We start from the raw sequence: 15853 nt of genomic DNA, 5'->3' as shown, positions 1-15853 counted from the left end.
CCCAGGCCTGCCCAAACTTTTGCCGGAGAAAAAGCCTCCGATACCCCAGTTTTAACCCCACGGATCCGTTTTTTAGAGTTACCCGCCCTTGCGCGGGTCCATGTCTAGCCAGCTGACCCTTCCGGCAGCCGCCCTGAATTGGCGACTGGAATTCGGCTGGAATCGATGGTTACATCCTGCGTCTAGCCCCCCTCGCCGCTCTACGTCGACGCATTGGCCGGTTGACGCCCTTAATTGGAGTCCGCTTGTCGAGATCCAGAGTGAGCTCCTGGGCCTGTGGTAGGTTGAACTCCAACATCCTCTCAAAGAGCCGCGACCCTTCGTCTCGCTGACTGGCCCCAAGGTCCTGTAAACGCAGGGCGACTGCCAACAACGGCTCAGTACTCAGGTACCACGAAGTGGCCATATTCCCCATTTGCTCGTTTGCGACGTCCAGCACAGCATTGGCAACCCTCGAAACCCGGTCTGGGTCGTAGACGACGAGACTTTCCAAGATTTCTGGAACCTGTTCCGCGTGTTGCTGGGCCAGGATGCCCGGACGTGAAACGAGAGAATCAAGGAATTCGCGTGTTTGCTCGTCGGGCAAAAAGCCGCCTGTCCTAAATATCTTTGACAACGCGCCCAGCACTGGCTCGTTCGAGCTGCCCACTAGCTGCAGAAGCATTGGATGCACCACCAGACGAAGCATCGGTGAAGGCCACAGCTGCGCCACCGCATGGGCAATTCCGATTCTGCGCATCAGCGCCGCTTCCTCTGTGCCCGCCAGAGCGGTCGCGACCGCATCCCTAGCCCAGCCTTCGGCAGGGAACATCGCATGTCGCAAAGCGGCAAGCTCACCCAAGCCGATGTCGTTCCGCCCCGCTGCTTCAAGGCGTTCGAACCATTGCTGGACCTTGGCTACCGACATCCAGCGAAACGACTCAGCCAGAAAACGCACGCCGTCTGAACTAGCCAATAGTTCGGGATGCGCGTTAAAGAGGCCATCGAGAAATGCTTCCGCACGAGAGCGATTGGCGAGGCTGAGCTTCGATAAGTAGCGCCATTGCATCGCCCGCCAGACTTGGGACGAATCCGATCTCCTCACGTGTCGCTCCAGAATACCCAGCCAGCGATCGACCTGTCTCGGATTGCTCTTCAAGCAGGCTTCGGTCAGAGATCCCAGGATTGGAAAGTTGCCGCCTGGCAAAGCCCTCGACGACGGGCCACCCCAGAGAACGGATGAATCGTCCGACCTGCGCGATGCGCTGTCATCCTCTTCGTCCTGTTCCGTCGGGGTAAGCCAACTTTCCATGCGCTCCATCAACGAATCCGGCACAGGGCAATCTGGCGTCATCGCGGCGCTTACAGTAAATGCAGCCTCTTGGCGAAATCCTTCGCTCGCGAACCCCCCGTCCTCCAATTCCTCAATCAGGGCATAGAGCTCGACCGCAGGAAAACCCGATGAGCCAAGTTCACGAACAACAATCCCGGCCGGGATTTCATTGGTGCCTGGTTTCAACCCCCGCACTACCCTCAGCACCTTTTCACGATCGGTTTTCGCAAGGGCGCCTAACTCTCGGCCGGCCTGAATCGCCCCACCCTTCATCCAGTCAGTCGGATGGTCCCAAGCGGACTCATCACTGAGTTCGTCAAACAAGTTCAGGATGTCCTCATCCTTGCTCCTCGCCATTTGATCAGCCGTCACTGGACTTCCAATCCATTGAGCGCCAGAAAAATAGACGTCCTGGTCGCCGAGGTCCGGAAAAGCGCGTTCCTCCTCCTCCAGCTGCCGGGCCAACTCAGGCCTCAAACGTTCCTTCGGAAGGCCGCGGAGAAGGCGCAGGCGGTGCTGCCTGGCCCACCGCAACCGCTGACGCCTCGTTTCCGCATCTTCCTGTTCTGGCGTTGCTTTGTAACGTTCCCAGCCAAGAATGGTTCCTGCCAAAGAAGCGAGCTGCACGTGGTCTAGGTGAGGACTGACGGCACGGATCAGCGCAACGCTTTCCTTATGGACGTTCGAGTACGGACCTAGCGCGAAGCGACGCAAGTCGCCCTGAATGTAGGCAAGCGCTCTGCCGGGGTATGCCGCCACACACTCCTCAACGCCCTTTGCTAGCAGGCGCTCCGCAACCAGGAGCTGCGAAGATGGGTTCGACTCAACGAAGTCCATAAAGCCTCCGGGGTCGTTGCTTGCCCAGCCTTGCACTCCCCTCCACATCGCCTCGACTAACGGTTTTTCGATTCGCTCTTCATCGTCCATTTCATCAAGAACCAGATCACGACTCTGTCGAAAACCAACCAAAATATCGTGGTCCGGGCGGGCGTTTATCTCCAGAATTTCGATAAAGAGGGGCCAAATCGCCTCGATGAAAGCCTTAGGCGCAGCTTCCGCGATCGCCGGCAGACTGTGAAATTGACGGCCTTCAAGGAGTGAATCAATTCCGTCGTCTGCCGCGTCACCAGGAGCAGCCACCTCATCGCGCGCTTGATCATTTCTTGCACGAGATTGCTGGAGCCGCTGATGGATCCACGCCCTGACAAGTCGAGGAGCTTGATCCGGCAATGTTGCGCTTAGGGCGCTTGATGCAGCGTCCACCGCCCATTCCGCGAGGGTCGTCCTTAGCGAAATGGTTTCAAGCACCTCTACCCAGCCGGGAGCTTTGGGGTCGACATTCGCCAGACCCAGGACTCGCCAGCTCAAGTCGTCCTTTGCCGTATCGGGAAGCCAGAATTCCCTAATGAGCTCGATAACACGCAGCGAATTTGAACCCAATGCGCCTTCCAGCAGGGGAACAACGGCGCGGGCTTCATTCGGCGGCAACGCCATCCAGACTGGCAGATAACCTCCAGCGAGCAGATCAAACCACCCTGGGCTGCCCACGCACGCATTAATGAACCTGGGTCTGAACCAGAGATCATCCAGCGATCGAGAAACCAGCGCGACCTCTGCTGGAAGCGGGGCGTCCTGCCGTCCAATGAGCTCAATGACCAACATCCTCAGATGCGGCCGAAGATCGGAATTCCATAAACGGTCCAGCTCGGCTTGGTAATCCTCTGGACTCGTTTTTCGAAAAAATGCCAGCGCGTGCCAAAGTTGCGGTCGAATCCGCAAACTAGCCTGATTGCGAAGCACTGCATCCGTGAGGCTTCCTGCCTCGTCCAGAAAACTGCGCGCGCGAATGAATTCGTAGAGAGTTTGATGCCGAAATTCGACGCGCCCCGCTCCCTCGTCGAATCGCAAGAATCCCGCCGCAGCTAGCGCTTTTACTTCAGGAAGCCAGTCCTCCACTGCAGCCAGAGGCAATCCAAGAACCTCTCGCTCCGCCATCAGCCGAGCGATTTCAAGGACAGCACGCTTTCGGCGGCCGCTTAGGTCGGACAGAATCTCAGACTGCCACCGCAACTGCAGCATGCCTTGGAAGCTGGTCAGCACGCCCGCTTCCGTCGTTACTTGCAGCAGACCCATAAACACGTCGAGGGCGTGCGGAGAGCGAAGAACTTGCTTTAGCTCTTCATTCCAGCCGGCGGCACTTATTCCGCGTGCGTCTAACACTGCCTGGACGGCTTCCCAGTCGGGAAGCTGCAATGTGACAGGCGTCGCTTCGAGATTGCGCAAGCTTGGATCATGTCGCTGCTCAAAGATTCTGCAGGACGCCACAATGTGAACGTTTGGCGTATCTGCCAAGTCTCTGATTAGATCAAGTAGCACTCGCAGCCGCGCCGAATGCTGCACGACCAGGTCGGCCAAGGCATCGAGCTGGTCGATGATGACGAGAACAGGTCCGACACCCGCGAGCTCCCGAATCGCAACGACGGGATCGTTCCCGATGCCCAGGTAGTTTGAGAGCGCGTCGCGGTCCAAAACGTCCTGAGGCAGTCGATCAGCCTTGATGGCAAGGACCGGCCATCCTTGCTCCTCTTTGATCTGCGCCATCCTTGACAGCATCGCTGACTTACCACTTCCAGGATCACCAAGAAGAAGGGTAAGACTTGAAACGGTTTCATCGATGCTCCCGACCACCTGCTCCAGCTCCGGACGGAGCAGCCAAGATCCGTCCGGCAACGTGCTGGGCCAGGTAAGTAGCGGCGCAGACGCCTTATGGAGACTTTCGCGCAAGACGTGAAAGTCAGCCCGTCCCGCAGCGTCACCGGCAGATTGCGCAGGCAGTTCTTCACTTACCCTGCGAAGGAAGGCGAGCAGACCCTTGTGGATCGTGGCTCTACGATTAGCCGGCTTGGCGATTTGAATATGGTCAGCAGGGATCGGCGTCGGGACAACCTGCGGGATCTGTGGATCGCTGCTATTGCGGTCCACGACAAGAATTCGAGCGCCGAAGGGAATGCCCAGAATTCTTCGCCCAAAGAAGGCGCGATGCGTTTCGAAGAACACCGCAACCTGAAAACCCCGATCAGCTTGAAGCACTCGGAACTGACCGTTTAGGGTTTTGAGCCAAGCATCATCCGCAGTCATATTGACTACTTGCGGATTCGGACGGAGGCCGACGATCGCATTAGCGACAGTCGCGAGGTCCGATCCCTGATGGGGCGTTCCAACGAAAACCACCCCGGCTATTGAATCCAGCAGAGGGCGGAACTTCTGATCACCAAGTGTGGCCGCCTGCACCATCCCTGATTTGATGACAAGACCGCCAAGGCTGTGACCAACAAGGACAAGCGGTCGATCCCGAAGTGCCGACTCATAAAGCAGCTCCGACATAAACGCGACGCCCTGATCAGCGAGATGCATTGCCTGCCCCTTCCATGCGGAAGTCGAGGCGTCATATCCCATGACCCAGACGTTGCACTTTGCGTCTTCGCCCACCCACCTCGGCCACAAAGTTGAATCGTCCGCTGCGTCATGCATCCAGGTTTGCAGCGCATCGCCACCCAGACCGTGGACGAAAACGACATTAATTGCATCGGGGGATTCGCTTGAATGAATCCGAGTGAGCTCCGCCATTTCCGTCCCCTTCTCTACTCTTCCCCGAAAAAAGGGCTGGCGCTCGGCCAGCCCTCCTTATTGTAGTCTTAACCCTCAGCTCGACGGCTGGGCAGCCCCGTAGTCTACGGATCATGCCCCCGAGGATCGGGGAAATGTCGTTGTACCTGATTCGGAAGCGCATGCTCCCTGTAATCTCGGTCGGCCTTCGGGCCAAGATTCAAAGCTGGATAGTCGCCAGCCCGGGGCGGAGCCCGGTCATGAATCTTCCGCCCTAGAGCTCACACGAAACCAATTTTTTGCACCGTCCGCAATGGGTCGTAAGCAGCCCCCCTACCCTACCCACAACAAACCTCCCTAATCCCCCTTAGCATCTACTTTAGATCCGCTGACCTGGCTCGATTGCCGAAAACCACCCTTTGGGGCTTCCCAGCGGTATGTGATAGAGATCAGCGTTGTTCGACCGTCGCGGCGAGATCACTTCGCAGCACACTCCTGACATCTGGGGAAGTGTGGCCAGTTGCGGCTATCCTTGGGCGAAGTTGGACGTGAGAGAGGACCTCCGCCGTGTCATCGACCACCGCATTCCAGAAGCCGCGATGGCTTCGCGACCTCCTGCGGTTCCTACCGCTGAAGAGCCAGTTCGTGCTGTCCGGCAACGTCGGCGACCTGCAGGCCAGCGAAGTCTCGCCCGGCGTGGTCACGCCGCAGGCGTTCCTTGTACACCTGAGCGACGCGCTGCTCGAGGCCGGCTACAGCCAGGTCATCGCGTGGGATCCACTCGCGGGGTTCCGGACGCTGGCGCGGCCCGGCACGGATCCCGCCGACGGCGAGGCGCTGCTGCGCGAACTCGGGCTGACGCCGGTCGAAGGCGCGGCCGCCGCCGGCCCCGACCTGCTCGGCGAGACGCTGCCGCGCCTCGTCGATCGCAACGGCGGTCCGGTCGCGCTAGTCGTCGACTTCGCGTCGCGCTTGATCGTGCGCAACGAAAGCCTGAGCGCCGTCGAGCATCGCCTGTTCACCCAGGCGCTGGTGCTGTCGCACCAGGCCCGCGCACGACCCGCCGGCGACGCGCGCAAACCGTTCTTCAACACCGTGCTATGGATCGTCGACAAGGAAGGCGACCTCCCGGACTGGCTGCTGGTCGACAACCCGCGGCTGCGCCACATCCCCGTGTCGAAACCCGACCTTCCGGCGCGCCGCGCGATCGCGGCCAGCCTGCTGCGCGGCCTCGACGGCGGGCGCGATGCCGATGCGGAGGCATTGCAGCAGGCCACCGACGCGTTCGTCGACGGCACCGAGGGCCTGCTGCTGCTCGACCTCAACGCGATCGCGCAGTTGGCGCGGGTCGAAGGCGTGCCGATGGCGCGCATCGGCGATGCGGTGCGTCGCTACAAGGTCGGCGTCACCGAGGATCCGTGGCTGAAGATCGACCGCCGCCGGATCCGCGAGGCCGACGGCTTCATCCGTCGCCGGGTCAAAGGCCAGACGCATGCGGTCACGCACATGCTCGACCTGGTCAAGCGCGCGATGACCGGCGTCGGCGCCAGCCGCAAGGGAAACCGCCCGCGCGGCGTCGCCTTCCTCGCTGGGCCCACTGGCGTCGGCAAGACCGAACTGGCCAAGACCGTCACCAGCCTACTGTTCGGCGACGAGAGCGCCTACATCCGCTTCGACATGTCGGAGTTCAGCGCCGAGCATTCCGACCAGCGCCTGATCGGTGCCCCACCCGGCTACGTCGGTTACGACGTCGGCGGCGAGCTGACCAATGCGATCCGTGAGAAGCCCTTCAGCGTGGTCCTGTTCGACGAGATCGAGAAGGCGCATCCGCGGATTCTCGACAAGTTCCTGCAGATCCTCGACGACGGCGTGCTGACCTCCGGACGCGGCGATCGCGTCTACTTCTCCGAGGCACTGATCGTGTTCACCTCGAACCTCGGCATTTTCCGCAGCGACGAGACCGGCGCGCGCGTGGCCAATGTGCTGCCGTCCGATCCGTTCGAGGACGTGCAGCGTAAGGTCGGCAGCGAGATCGAGCGTCACTTCAAGCTGGTGCTGAACCGCCCGGAGATCCTCAACCGCATCGGCGAGAACATCATCGTCTTCGACTTCATCCGCGCCGATGTCGCCGCGCAGATCTTCGAGCAGATGGTCGACGCCACGCTCGGGGACCTGCGCGAGCAGCAACTGGAGGTGTCGCTCGCGGCGCCCGCGCGCGACGCGCTGCGCGCGCTGTGCCTGGCCGACCTGTCCAACGGCGGCCGCGGCATCCGCAACCAGCTCGAGGCCTATCTGATCAATCCGCTGGCGCGCGCGCTGTTCGATCAGGACGCGCAGCCGGGCCAGCGTCTCGTCATCTTTGAGCTGTCACCGGAGGACCTGCGGCTGGTGGCGGCTTGAGCGCGACACTCGCCCTGTCGCGGGTGCATTTCCCGGTGACCGCACTCGGGCCCGGGCGCCGGCTGGGTCTCTGGTTTCAGGGCTGCAGCATCCGCTGCCCGGGCTGCATTTCCGCCGACACCTGGGGACCGGGACGCGGCCACACCACCGTCGCCCAATTGCTGGAGCAAGTGCAGCTATGGCTCGCCGGTGCCGACGGCGTGACGATTTCCGGCGGCGAACCCTTCGACCAGCCGGACGCATTGCTCGAACTGTTGGCGGCGCTGCGGCGACGCACCGAGGTCGACGTCCTCGTCTACAGCGGCCACTCGCTGGAACGGCTGGCGCCGCTGCTGGCGCGTGCCGACGGCTTCATCGACGCGCTGATCTCAGATCCGTTCGCGCAGCACCAGCCGCAGACGCGCGCGCTGCGCGGCAGCGACAACCAGCGGTTGAGCCTGCTGACCGCGCTCGGACGCGAACGCTTCGCCGCCTTCGAACGCCCGCTTCGGCCCGACGACAAGGTACTGGACCTGATGCTCGACGACGATGGCAGTGTGTGGATGGCGGGCATCCCGCGCCGCGATGACCTGCTGCACCTGCGCGACCTGCTGCGCGATCAGGGCCACCGCTTGCAGATCAGCGCCGACGTGTCGACGCGCGACGGGCGTGGAGCACCGAACGCGTGATGCGCTTCTGCCCCAACTGCGAGACCGAGCGTCCGCTGCACGAGCTGTTCTGCGAAGGTACGGTGCAGGCGCGCGCCTGCGACTGGGACCTGGCCGGCGAGCCGATCCACGCGCCCGGCTGGCGACCGCAGCCGGTGATGACGCGGGAGGCGGTGCAGGCGGATGCGCCGACGACGAGTGACGCCGAGGTGTCGCGTTGCCGCAACGGCCACCCGATGCAGGCCGGCGACCTGATGTGCCTGGACTGCGGCGCCGAACCGGCGACCGCGCCGCCCACGGCCACCATCGAAGACACGCTACCCGCTGACGCGGCGACCGAAACCGGCGTCGGCGAAACCCGCATCGACGGCTGGCGCCTGTTGCGCGAGATCAGCCGCACCGATGACGTACGCGAGCGCTACCTCGCGCAGCACGAAGACGGCCGGCAGGCGGTCCTGACCCTGTACCGCGCCGGTGCCGAACCCGATCCGGCGATTTACGCCGTGCTGCGCCGGCTGCCGCGCGAACACGTTCCCGAAATCATCGCCACCGGCCGATGGAACGACCGTGCCTACGAAGTCGCCGAGGAACTTACCGGCGGCACCCTCGCCGGCCTCGGCATCGTCGTGCGCGACCTCGACACCGTGCGCCATGTGGTGCGCGAACTCGGCCGCGCGCTGCACGCGTTTGGCGAGGCCGGGCTGCGCCACCGTGACTTGCGCCCGGGTACGCTGCTGGTGCGCCGGCGCGAGCCGCTGGACCTGGTGATCAGCGGATTTGGGTCGGCGCGGCTGTCCGAGTACGACCTCGACATCGTGTCGCCGCTGGAGATCAGTCGGTACATGGCGCCCGAGGCCATCGCCGGTGGTGTCGCCGCCGCGTCGGACTGGTGGAGCCTGGGCATGATCCTGCTCGAGCAGGCCACCCAGGGCGCCTGCTTCGAGGGTATCCATCCCAATGCCTGGCTGATCCACGTGCTCGCGCACGGTGTGTTGTTGCCGGACGACCTCGACCCACAGCTCGCACTGCTGCTGCGCGGCCTGCTTGCGCGTGACCGTCACCAGCGCTGGCAATGGCCGCAGGTTTGCTCGTGGCTCGAGGGCGAACAGGTCGACGCGCCCGCCGCCGCGCAGGGCGAGCAGGACGTCGAGTCCGGCGCCACCCTCGCGCTCGGCACGCGCCGCTTCCACACACCCAGCCTGTTTGCACTGGCCGCCGCCGAAGAACAGCACTGGGCGCAGGCGCTGGACCACCTGCTGCGCGGCGCGCTGGTCACCTGGGCCGAACAGGCCGGGCTGCCGCCGAAGTCGCTCGCCGGCCTGCGCCAGGTCGCGCGGCACGACACGCTGGAAGACGACTTCCGGTTGATGGTCGCGCTGAAGCTGCTCAACCCCGACATCCCGCTGATCCACCGCGGCCGCATCGTCACGCCGGGCTGGCTGCTCGAACAGCCGCTGGACGGCTACGCGCTGGTCACAGGCCCTGTGCCCGACCTGCTCGAATCGCTGGGCAGCGAGAGCTGGCTGTGGCGGTTGAAGACCCGTGCCGGGCTGGTGCGCGAACGTGCCCGCCACAACGACATCGCACTCGACGAACCGCAGCTGCGCATCTACCTGCTGTCGACCTCGCGCGCACGGCTGGCCGCGCAGTGGCAGGAGCGCCAGCGCCTGCTGCCCGACAGCGAGCATCCCGGCATCCGCACGCTGTCCGACCGCCGGTTGCTGGCCGAGGAAGACCTGATCGTGCTGCTCGCCGCGGCGCTCGACCAGTTCCGCTCTGTGGACGTGCTCTTGGGCGAAGCCAGTCGACTGGCGAAGGACGCCGACGTGCCGCGGTTCGACGCCGACGCCGCGCGTGCGCAACTGCAACTCGACCGTCCGACGCTGTTCCGGACTATCGACGAACGCATCGCCGGCTTCGCGCGCTGCGGTCTGGAACGCCTCGACGACTGGGCCGACCAGTTCCGGCTGGAGCGGCGCATGCCGCTGGCGCGCGCGCTGGTGCTGCTGGCGGTGCCTGCCGACGGCTGGCGCCAGCCGCAGAAGCAGCTGTACGTGTCGCAGATCCTCGACTTCTTCGAGAAAAAGGTCGCCACCACCGTGCTGCGCGGTCCACTGGTGCGCATGCACCTGGGAAAGACCACGCACCGCGTCGACCTGCACGAGCTCGACACCGAGCGCCGCCCCGCCGCGGCCCTGCTCGATGCGCTGCTGCAGCGGCAGGCGCGCGCCATCGCGCTCGATCCCGCCGCGTTCGCCGCAAACCCGCTGCTCGACCAGCGCCTGCATGGCCTGCACCGGCAGAGTTCGCTGTACAAGCGCGACACTGGCATCGATGGTCTGCATGTGGGCTTCCCGTTCCTGCTGACGCGCGAGGCCGGCAGCCACACCCGCCCGCGCATCGCGCCGCTGCTGCTGTGGCCGGTGAAGCTGCAACTCGAACTCGGCAGCCGGGGCCAAGCGTCGCTGGCGTTCGACAGCGAGCGCGAGGAAGTCCGTCTCAATCCCGCGATGGAAGCGCTGGTCGGTTCCGAGGCCCTCAAGGCGTGGCGACGCACCGCCGACGAACTGCTCGGCCGCTCGGCGCTGAAGGCGTCCGAGGTGATGGATGCGTTCGGCGTGCTGGCCGACGCGCGCACGCGCGTGCTCGAAGCCCTGCCGCCGGCCACGACCGAGGTGCGCCCACACCACGACCAGCTCGCCTGCGCCGCGGTGCTGTTCCACGTGACCTTCCTTGGCCAAGCGCTCGGCGAGGACCTGCGCCAGCTCAAGGCGCTGGCGCCCGCCGGCACGGGTTTGGAGACCGCGCTGCGTCTCGGCACCGCGAGCCCCGCGCAACTGCCCGCGCCGCCGCCAGAACGCGAGCGCTTTTTCACCGCACCCAGCGATCCTTCACAGGAAGCGGCCGTGCTGCAGGCGCGCGAGGCGCCGGGCCTGCTGGTTGAAGGCCCGCCCGGCACCGGCAAGAGCCAGACCATCGTCAACATGGTCTCCGACGCGATCGGCCGGCAGCGCAGTCTGCTGATCGTCTGCCAAAAGCACGCCGCGCTGGAGGTGGTGCACAAGCGCCTGGTCGCCGAGGGCCTCGGCAGCCGCGTGGTGATCCTCAACGACGTCAACCGCGACCGCGAGCCGGTGATCCGCGCCGTGCGCGAGCAACTGGAGACGCTGTTCGCGTCCGAGCCTACGACGGCGCCGTGGCGGCACGACCGTGAACGCATCGCCGCGCGCATCGAGGCATTGGAAGGCGAGCTCGACCGCTTCCACGCCGGCCTGCACGAGCGCGATCCGCGCACCGGGCTGAGCTACCGGCAACTGCTCGGCGAACTGATCGCCCTGGACGCAGGCGCACCGCCGCTGGAACTCCCGGGGCTGCGCCCGCGCCTAGGCGACCTCGACATCGCGGCGCTGACGCGGCTGGAGGAAGTCTGCGCGCCGCTGGCGCGGCTGTGGCTGCCCGCGCGATATGAAGGCAGCCCGCTGTCCTGCCTGCAGCCGTTCCCAGCGGATGCGGCGACGCTGCAGTCGTTCGAACACGACCTGCGGCAGTTCGAAGACGCCGAGACCGCGCGCCGCGCCGCGCTGCAGGCGCATCCCGCCACATTCGAGGTCGACGACCCGACGCCGCATCGCGACTGGCTGCTGGGACCGGCGCGCGCGCTGCTGGCGCTGGATGAAGGCCAGCGCAGCCGACTCGCGCGCTGGCTGCCGCTGTTCCGCGACGCGACGGCCGGCGGCGACGGTGTCGGCACCCGCACGCTCGCGTCGCTGGAACGGATCGAGCAGCAATTGCGCGTATCCGCGATCGCAGACCACGCACCGCAATGGTCGGCCTCGCTGAGCGCACTGCCTGCGCCCGCGCTGGTGCGGCTGCTCGCGCAGGCCGAGCACCTCCTGCGCCCGCCCTCGTGGTTCACCTCGTTCAACCCGCTGCACCTTCTGCGCCGCCGCAACGTCGCCGGGTTACTCGCACGCCACGGCGAGCGCACGACGGACCCATCGCGTGTTGCCGCACTATTCGCCGCCGCGAAACTGGAAGCGTACTGGCGCCCGCTGCGCAGCGAGTTCGGCGCCCTGCAGCAGTTGCTGGGGCTGTCGCCACCCGCCGCCGACAGCGGCCCGACGCTGGCGACGCAGGTCGCCGACACCCTCGGTCAGCTGCGCGAGGCGCAGGCGCTTGCGGACGCCATCGCTCAGGCCCCGCGCGCCGCACCGCTTGAGGCTGCGGTGCGCGACGGCACCCTGCCCGCGCTGCAGGCACTGCTCGCCGACACCGATGCCGCGCTGGCGCGGCAGGCCGCGCGCCAGCACAGCCGCGACCGCCTACAACGGCTCGTCGACTGGGCCGACACCGACTGGGTCGCGCAGCTACGCCACGCCATCGACCTCGGCCACGACACGCGCGCCTCGCTCGCCGACATCGTGCAGGCGCTGCCGCAACTCGCGGCCTACCAGCAGTTCCGCGTGCGCGCGACTGCGCTCGGCGCCGAGGACCTGGCGTTCCTCGCCCAGCTGCGCGAACACGAGGCGGTGCTGGATCGCGTGCCGGTCGAGCGGCTGGAAACCGAAGTCCGTCGCCTGCTCAATCGCGAGGCACGGTTGGGCTGGAAACTGCGCATGGAGCGTGCGCAGCCGGCGCTGCTGCTCGATGCCGACGAGGCCGCCGCCAAGGTCGCCGCACTGGCGCAAGCCGACGCGCAGATGCGGCAACTCAACCGGCAACTGCTTGCCGACGGCATCGACCGCTCGTTGCTCGGCACGCGCAAGCAGTGGGAAGACGTCACCCGCCTGACCGGACGCCGCTCGCGGCGCCTGCGCGAGTTCCTCGAACTCGGCGCCGGCCTCGGTCTGATGCATCTGCGCCCGGTGTGGCTGATGAACCCCGACGTCGCCAGCCGCGTCCTGCCGCTGCGGGCCTGCCTGTTCGACACGGTCGTCTACGACGAGGCCTCGCAGATGCCGGTCGAGTACGCACTGCCGACGCTGTTCCGTGGCCGTGTGGCCATTGTCAGCGGCGACGAAAAGCAGATGCCGCCGACCGCATTCTTCTCCAGCCGCGTCGAGAGCGACGAGGCCGAACTGTTCGACGGCGAGACCCCGGACGAGGACGCCGAACAGGAGGTCCACGCCCAGTTCGAGGAGACCTGGAACCGCCGCGAGATCAAGGACTGCCCCGACCTGCTGCAGCTTGCACGCGGCGTGCTGCCCACGACCACGCTGGAGATCCACTACCGCTCCGCCTACCGCGAGCTGATCGGGTTCTCCAACGCCGCGTTCTACGGCGACCGCTTGAGCGTACCGGTGCGCCATCCGCCGGCCAAGGTGCTGGCAGAGCGGCCGCTGGAACTGATCCGCGTCGACGGCCTCTACCGGGAGCAAACCAACCCGCAGGAAGCCGACCGCGTCGTCGACTATGTGGCGCAGTTGTGGCGCGACGCCGGCACGCGCCGGCCCACGCTGGGCGTGGTGACGTTCAACCGCAAGCAGGCGGACCTGATCGAGGAACGCATGGAACTGCGCGCCGAGCAGGACGAGGCATTCCGCCAGGCTTTTGCCGAGGAACGCGACCGCAGCGAGGACGGTGAGGACATGTCGGTGTTCGTCAAGAACGTCGAGAACGTGCAGGGCGACGAGCGCGACGTCATCCTGTTCTCGTCGACTTTCGGCCGCAACGGTCAGGGCACGTTCCGCCGCAACTTCGGCGTGCTTGGGCAGACCGGCGGCGAGCGGCGGTTGAACGTCGCGGTGACCCGCGCGCGGCGCAAGGTGGCGATGATCACCTCGATGCCGATCGCCGACATCTCCGACATGCTCGGCACGCAGCGCCCGCCGGCCAGTCCGCGCGACTACCTGCAGGGCTACCTCGAATATGCGCGCGCGGTGTCGGCGGGCGAGTTCGACGGCAGCCGTGCCCTGCTCGCCCGGCTGCAGACCGACCGCCGCGAGGCGCGCACCGCCCGCGCGGCGCAGGGCGACGGCTTCACCGCCGCCGTCGCTGCGTACATCCGCACGCTGGGCTGGGCGCCGGTGTCCGCGAACGAAGGCGACACCTTCGGCCTTGACTTCACGATCGAGGACCCGGCCACAAAGCTATACGTGATCGGCATCGAGTGCGACAGCCCGCGACATCCCCTGCTGCGCCAGGCCCGCGCACGCGAGATCTGGCGCCGCGACGTGCTGCGCCGCTCGGTGCCGCACCTACACCGGGTGTCGTCGCAGGGCTGGCACCGCGACGGCGACGCCGAACGCGAGGCGCTGAAACGCGCGATCGAAACGGCCATGGCCGGCAGCGCCGCGCCCACCTCCAATTCCCGCAACGAGGCCCATCCGACATGAGCGGCCCCAAAGTCGTCCGCATCGTCACTCGAGAGGAAATCCTCGCCATCTGCGAAGGTCACTTACGCCGGCTCGAACAGGCGTTCGAGCGCTGGCAAACTCAAGCCACGCGACTCGGCGAAGTAGGCGTCGCCGAGATCGCCGCAACTCGCGCGCGCCATGACCGCCTGCGCAAGTTGCTGCGGGACGACCAGTTGCTGGCGCTGCAGAAGGAAGTACCCGAGGAAATGGCGTTCCTCGCCCGCGACCTCGCCGATCGCGAGGAACGCGCTGTGGCCGAGGCCGCGCGCGTGCGCCAGTCCCGGCGCAACCTGCGCGACAACGCGGCCACGCTGCTGCGCTCGCTGGAGGCCTCGACCCCGCTCGCCGATTCGTCGCTGGTCGACGCGCTGCGCGCGATCGCCGCAGGTCGCGCGCACGCCGATGCCGACGCCGTCGTCGCGCGCGGGTTCGCGCAGCTCGAACCGGCGAACCTGGCGGACACGCTGAGCGAACAGCAGCACGCCCTCGCCAAAGCGCTGCAGGTGGACTACGAACGCCCAGGCCGCTGGATCGCCGAAGACCGCGCCACCCGCGAACCTCGCCTCGACCGCATCGACCAGCACATCGCCCGCCTACAGACCCTGCACGGCGAAGCCAGCGCAGCCCCCTTCCTGCGCCGTCTCGACGCGATCGAACGCGACCCTGCCGACCCGCGCCGCAATATGCTGCTCGACAGCCTGGTCGTCGACCTCGCCGCGGCCGCCGCGGAGTGGCAGGCACGCCGCGAACGCATCGCGACCCTGCGCACGCTCGCGGCCGAAGCAGAGACACTACTCGGCGCCTCGGGCACCGCACTGTCCGCACAGGTCGCCGCCTGCCTCGCCGCACCCGACTCCGACATGGCGCAGGTCGACGCCCTAGTGCAGCAGTGCACCGATGCCATCGCCGAGGAACTGCACCGCCGCGCCGCTGCCGCCCGCCGCCGCGCCGTCCTCGAAGGCCTGGCCAGCCTCGGCTACGAAGTGCGCGAAGGTATGGAGACCGCCTGGGCCGACGCCGGCAGCGTGGTCCTGCGCAAGGCCGCGAGCCCGGGCTACGGCGTCGAAGTCGGCGGCCGCGCCGAAACCGGCCGCCTGCAGGTCCGCCCCGTCTCCCTGACCGACACCGGCGATCGCAGCCGCGATCGTGACATCGAGACCATCTGGTGCGGCGAATTCACCCGACTGCGCTCGCTGCTCGCCGAGCGCGGCAGCGAACTCACCATCGAGAAGGCCATGGGCATCGGCGAAGTGCCCTTGAAGGTGATCGAATTGGTGGCCGACAATGAAAACTCGACTTATGGAGTAGATTCTCGAAGCACGGGCTGATTCTTCATAGCCAACCCAGGCGTCGATCTACAGAGGTACACCGGCGGAACTAGCGTCCTTCGTCTCCTGGCTGACGGACTTTGCAACTTCACGTGATACGGCTCCGGAACAGCAAACAGGAAAAAGCCACGGCCTACGTACCGCTTTCATGACCCAGGTACCGACACGCGCACCTTCGGCTCGATGACCTGAAGCACTTCGTGT

At 65.9% G+C, this 15853-nt stretch carries 5 protein-coding genes; 4 read left to right on the top strand and 1 reads right to left on the bottom strand.

The features are described 5' to 3' along the window. Nucleotides 1-169: 169 nt before the first annotated feature. Nucleotides 170-4939 (bottom strand): hypothetical protein, encoded by a 4770-nt coding sequence (locus tag ACYX7E_RS07630; protein WP_462079971.1) that lies wholly within the window; start codon nt 4937-4939, stop codon nt 170-172. Between the two features lie 546 nt (nt 4940-5485). Here ACYX7E_RS07630 and ACYX7E_RS07625 point away from each other — a divergent pair. The 4 genes from ACYX7E_RS07625 to ACYX7E_RS07610 are packed head-to-tail and all read left to right on the top strand — an operon-like array spanning nt 5486 to nt 15649. Continuing rightward, nucleotides 5486-7318 carry an AAA family ATPase gene (locus tag ACYX7E_RS07625; protein ID WP_462079970.1) on the top strand — a complete coding sequence of 611 codons (1833 nt, stop codon included), beginning with the start codon at nt 5486-5488 and terminating at the stop codon, nt 7316-7318. Next, nucleotides 7315-7986: a 4Fe-4S cluster-binding domain-containing protein gene (locus ACYX7E_RS07620; RefSeq protein ID WP_462079969.1), complete on the top strand. Its 672-nt coding sequence runs from the start codon at nt 7315-7317 to the stop codon at nt 7984-7986. The genes ACYX7E_RS07625 and ACYX7E_RS07620 overlap by 4 nt, the downstream gene beginning before the upstream one ends. After that, nucleotides 7986-14300 carry an AAA domain-containing protein gene (locus tag ACYX7E_RS07615; RefSeq protein ID WP_462079968.1) on the top strand — a complete coding sequence of 2105 codons (6315 nt, stop codon included), beginning with the start codon at nt 7986-7988 and terminating at the stop codon, nt 14298-14300. Before ACYX7E_RS07620 ends, ACYX7E_RS07615 begins: the two co-directional genes overlap by 1 nt. Beyond that, the gene (locus ACYX7E_RS07610) at nt 14297-15649 is read left to right on the top strand and encodes a hypothetical protein (protein ID WP_462079967.1); all 1353 of its coding nucleotides are present in this window, start codon (nt 14297-14299) and stop codon (nt 15647-15649) included. The genes ACYX7E_RS07615 and ACYX7E_RS07610 overlap by 4 nt, the downstream gene beginning before the upstream one ends. Nucleotides 15650-15853: the final 204 nt, after the last annotated feature.

It is taken from the genome of Luteimonas sp. RIT-PG2_3 (genome assembly GCF_054902115.1).
Note: the sequence above shows the minus strand (reverse complement) of the source record. Positions and strands in the feature narration are given on the sequence as shown.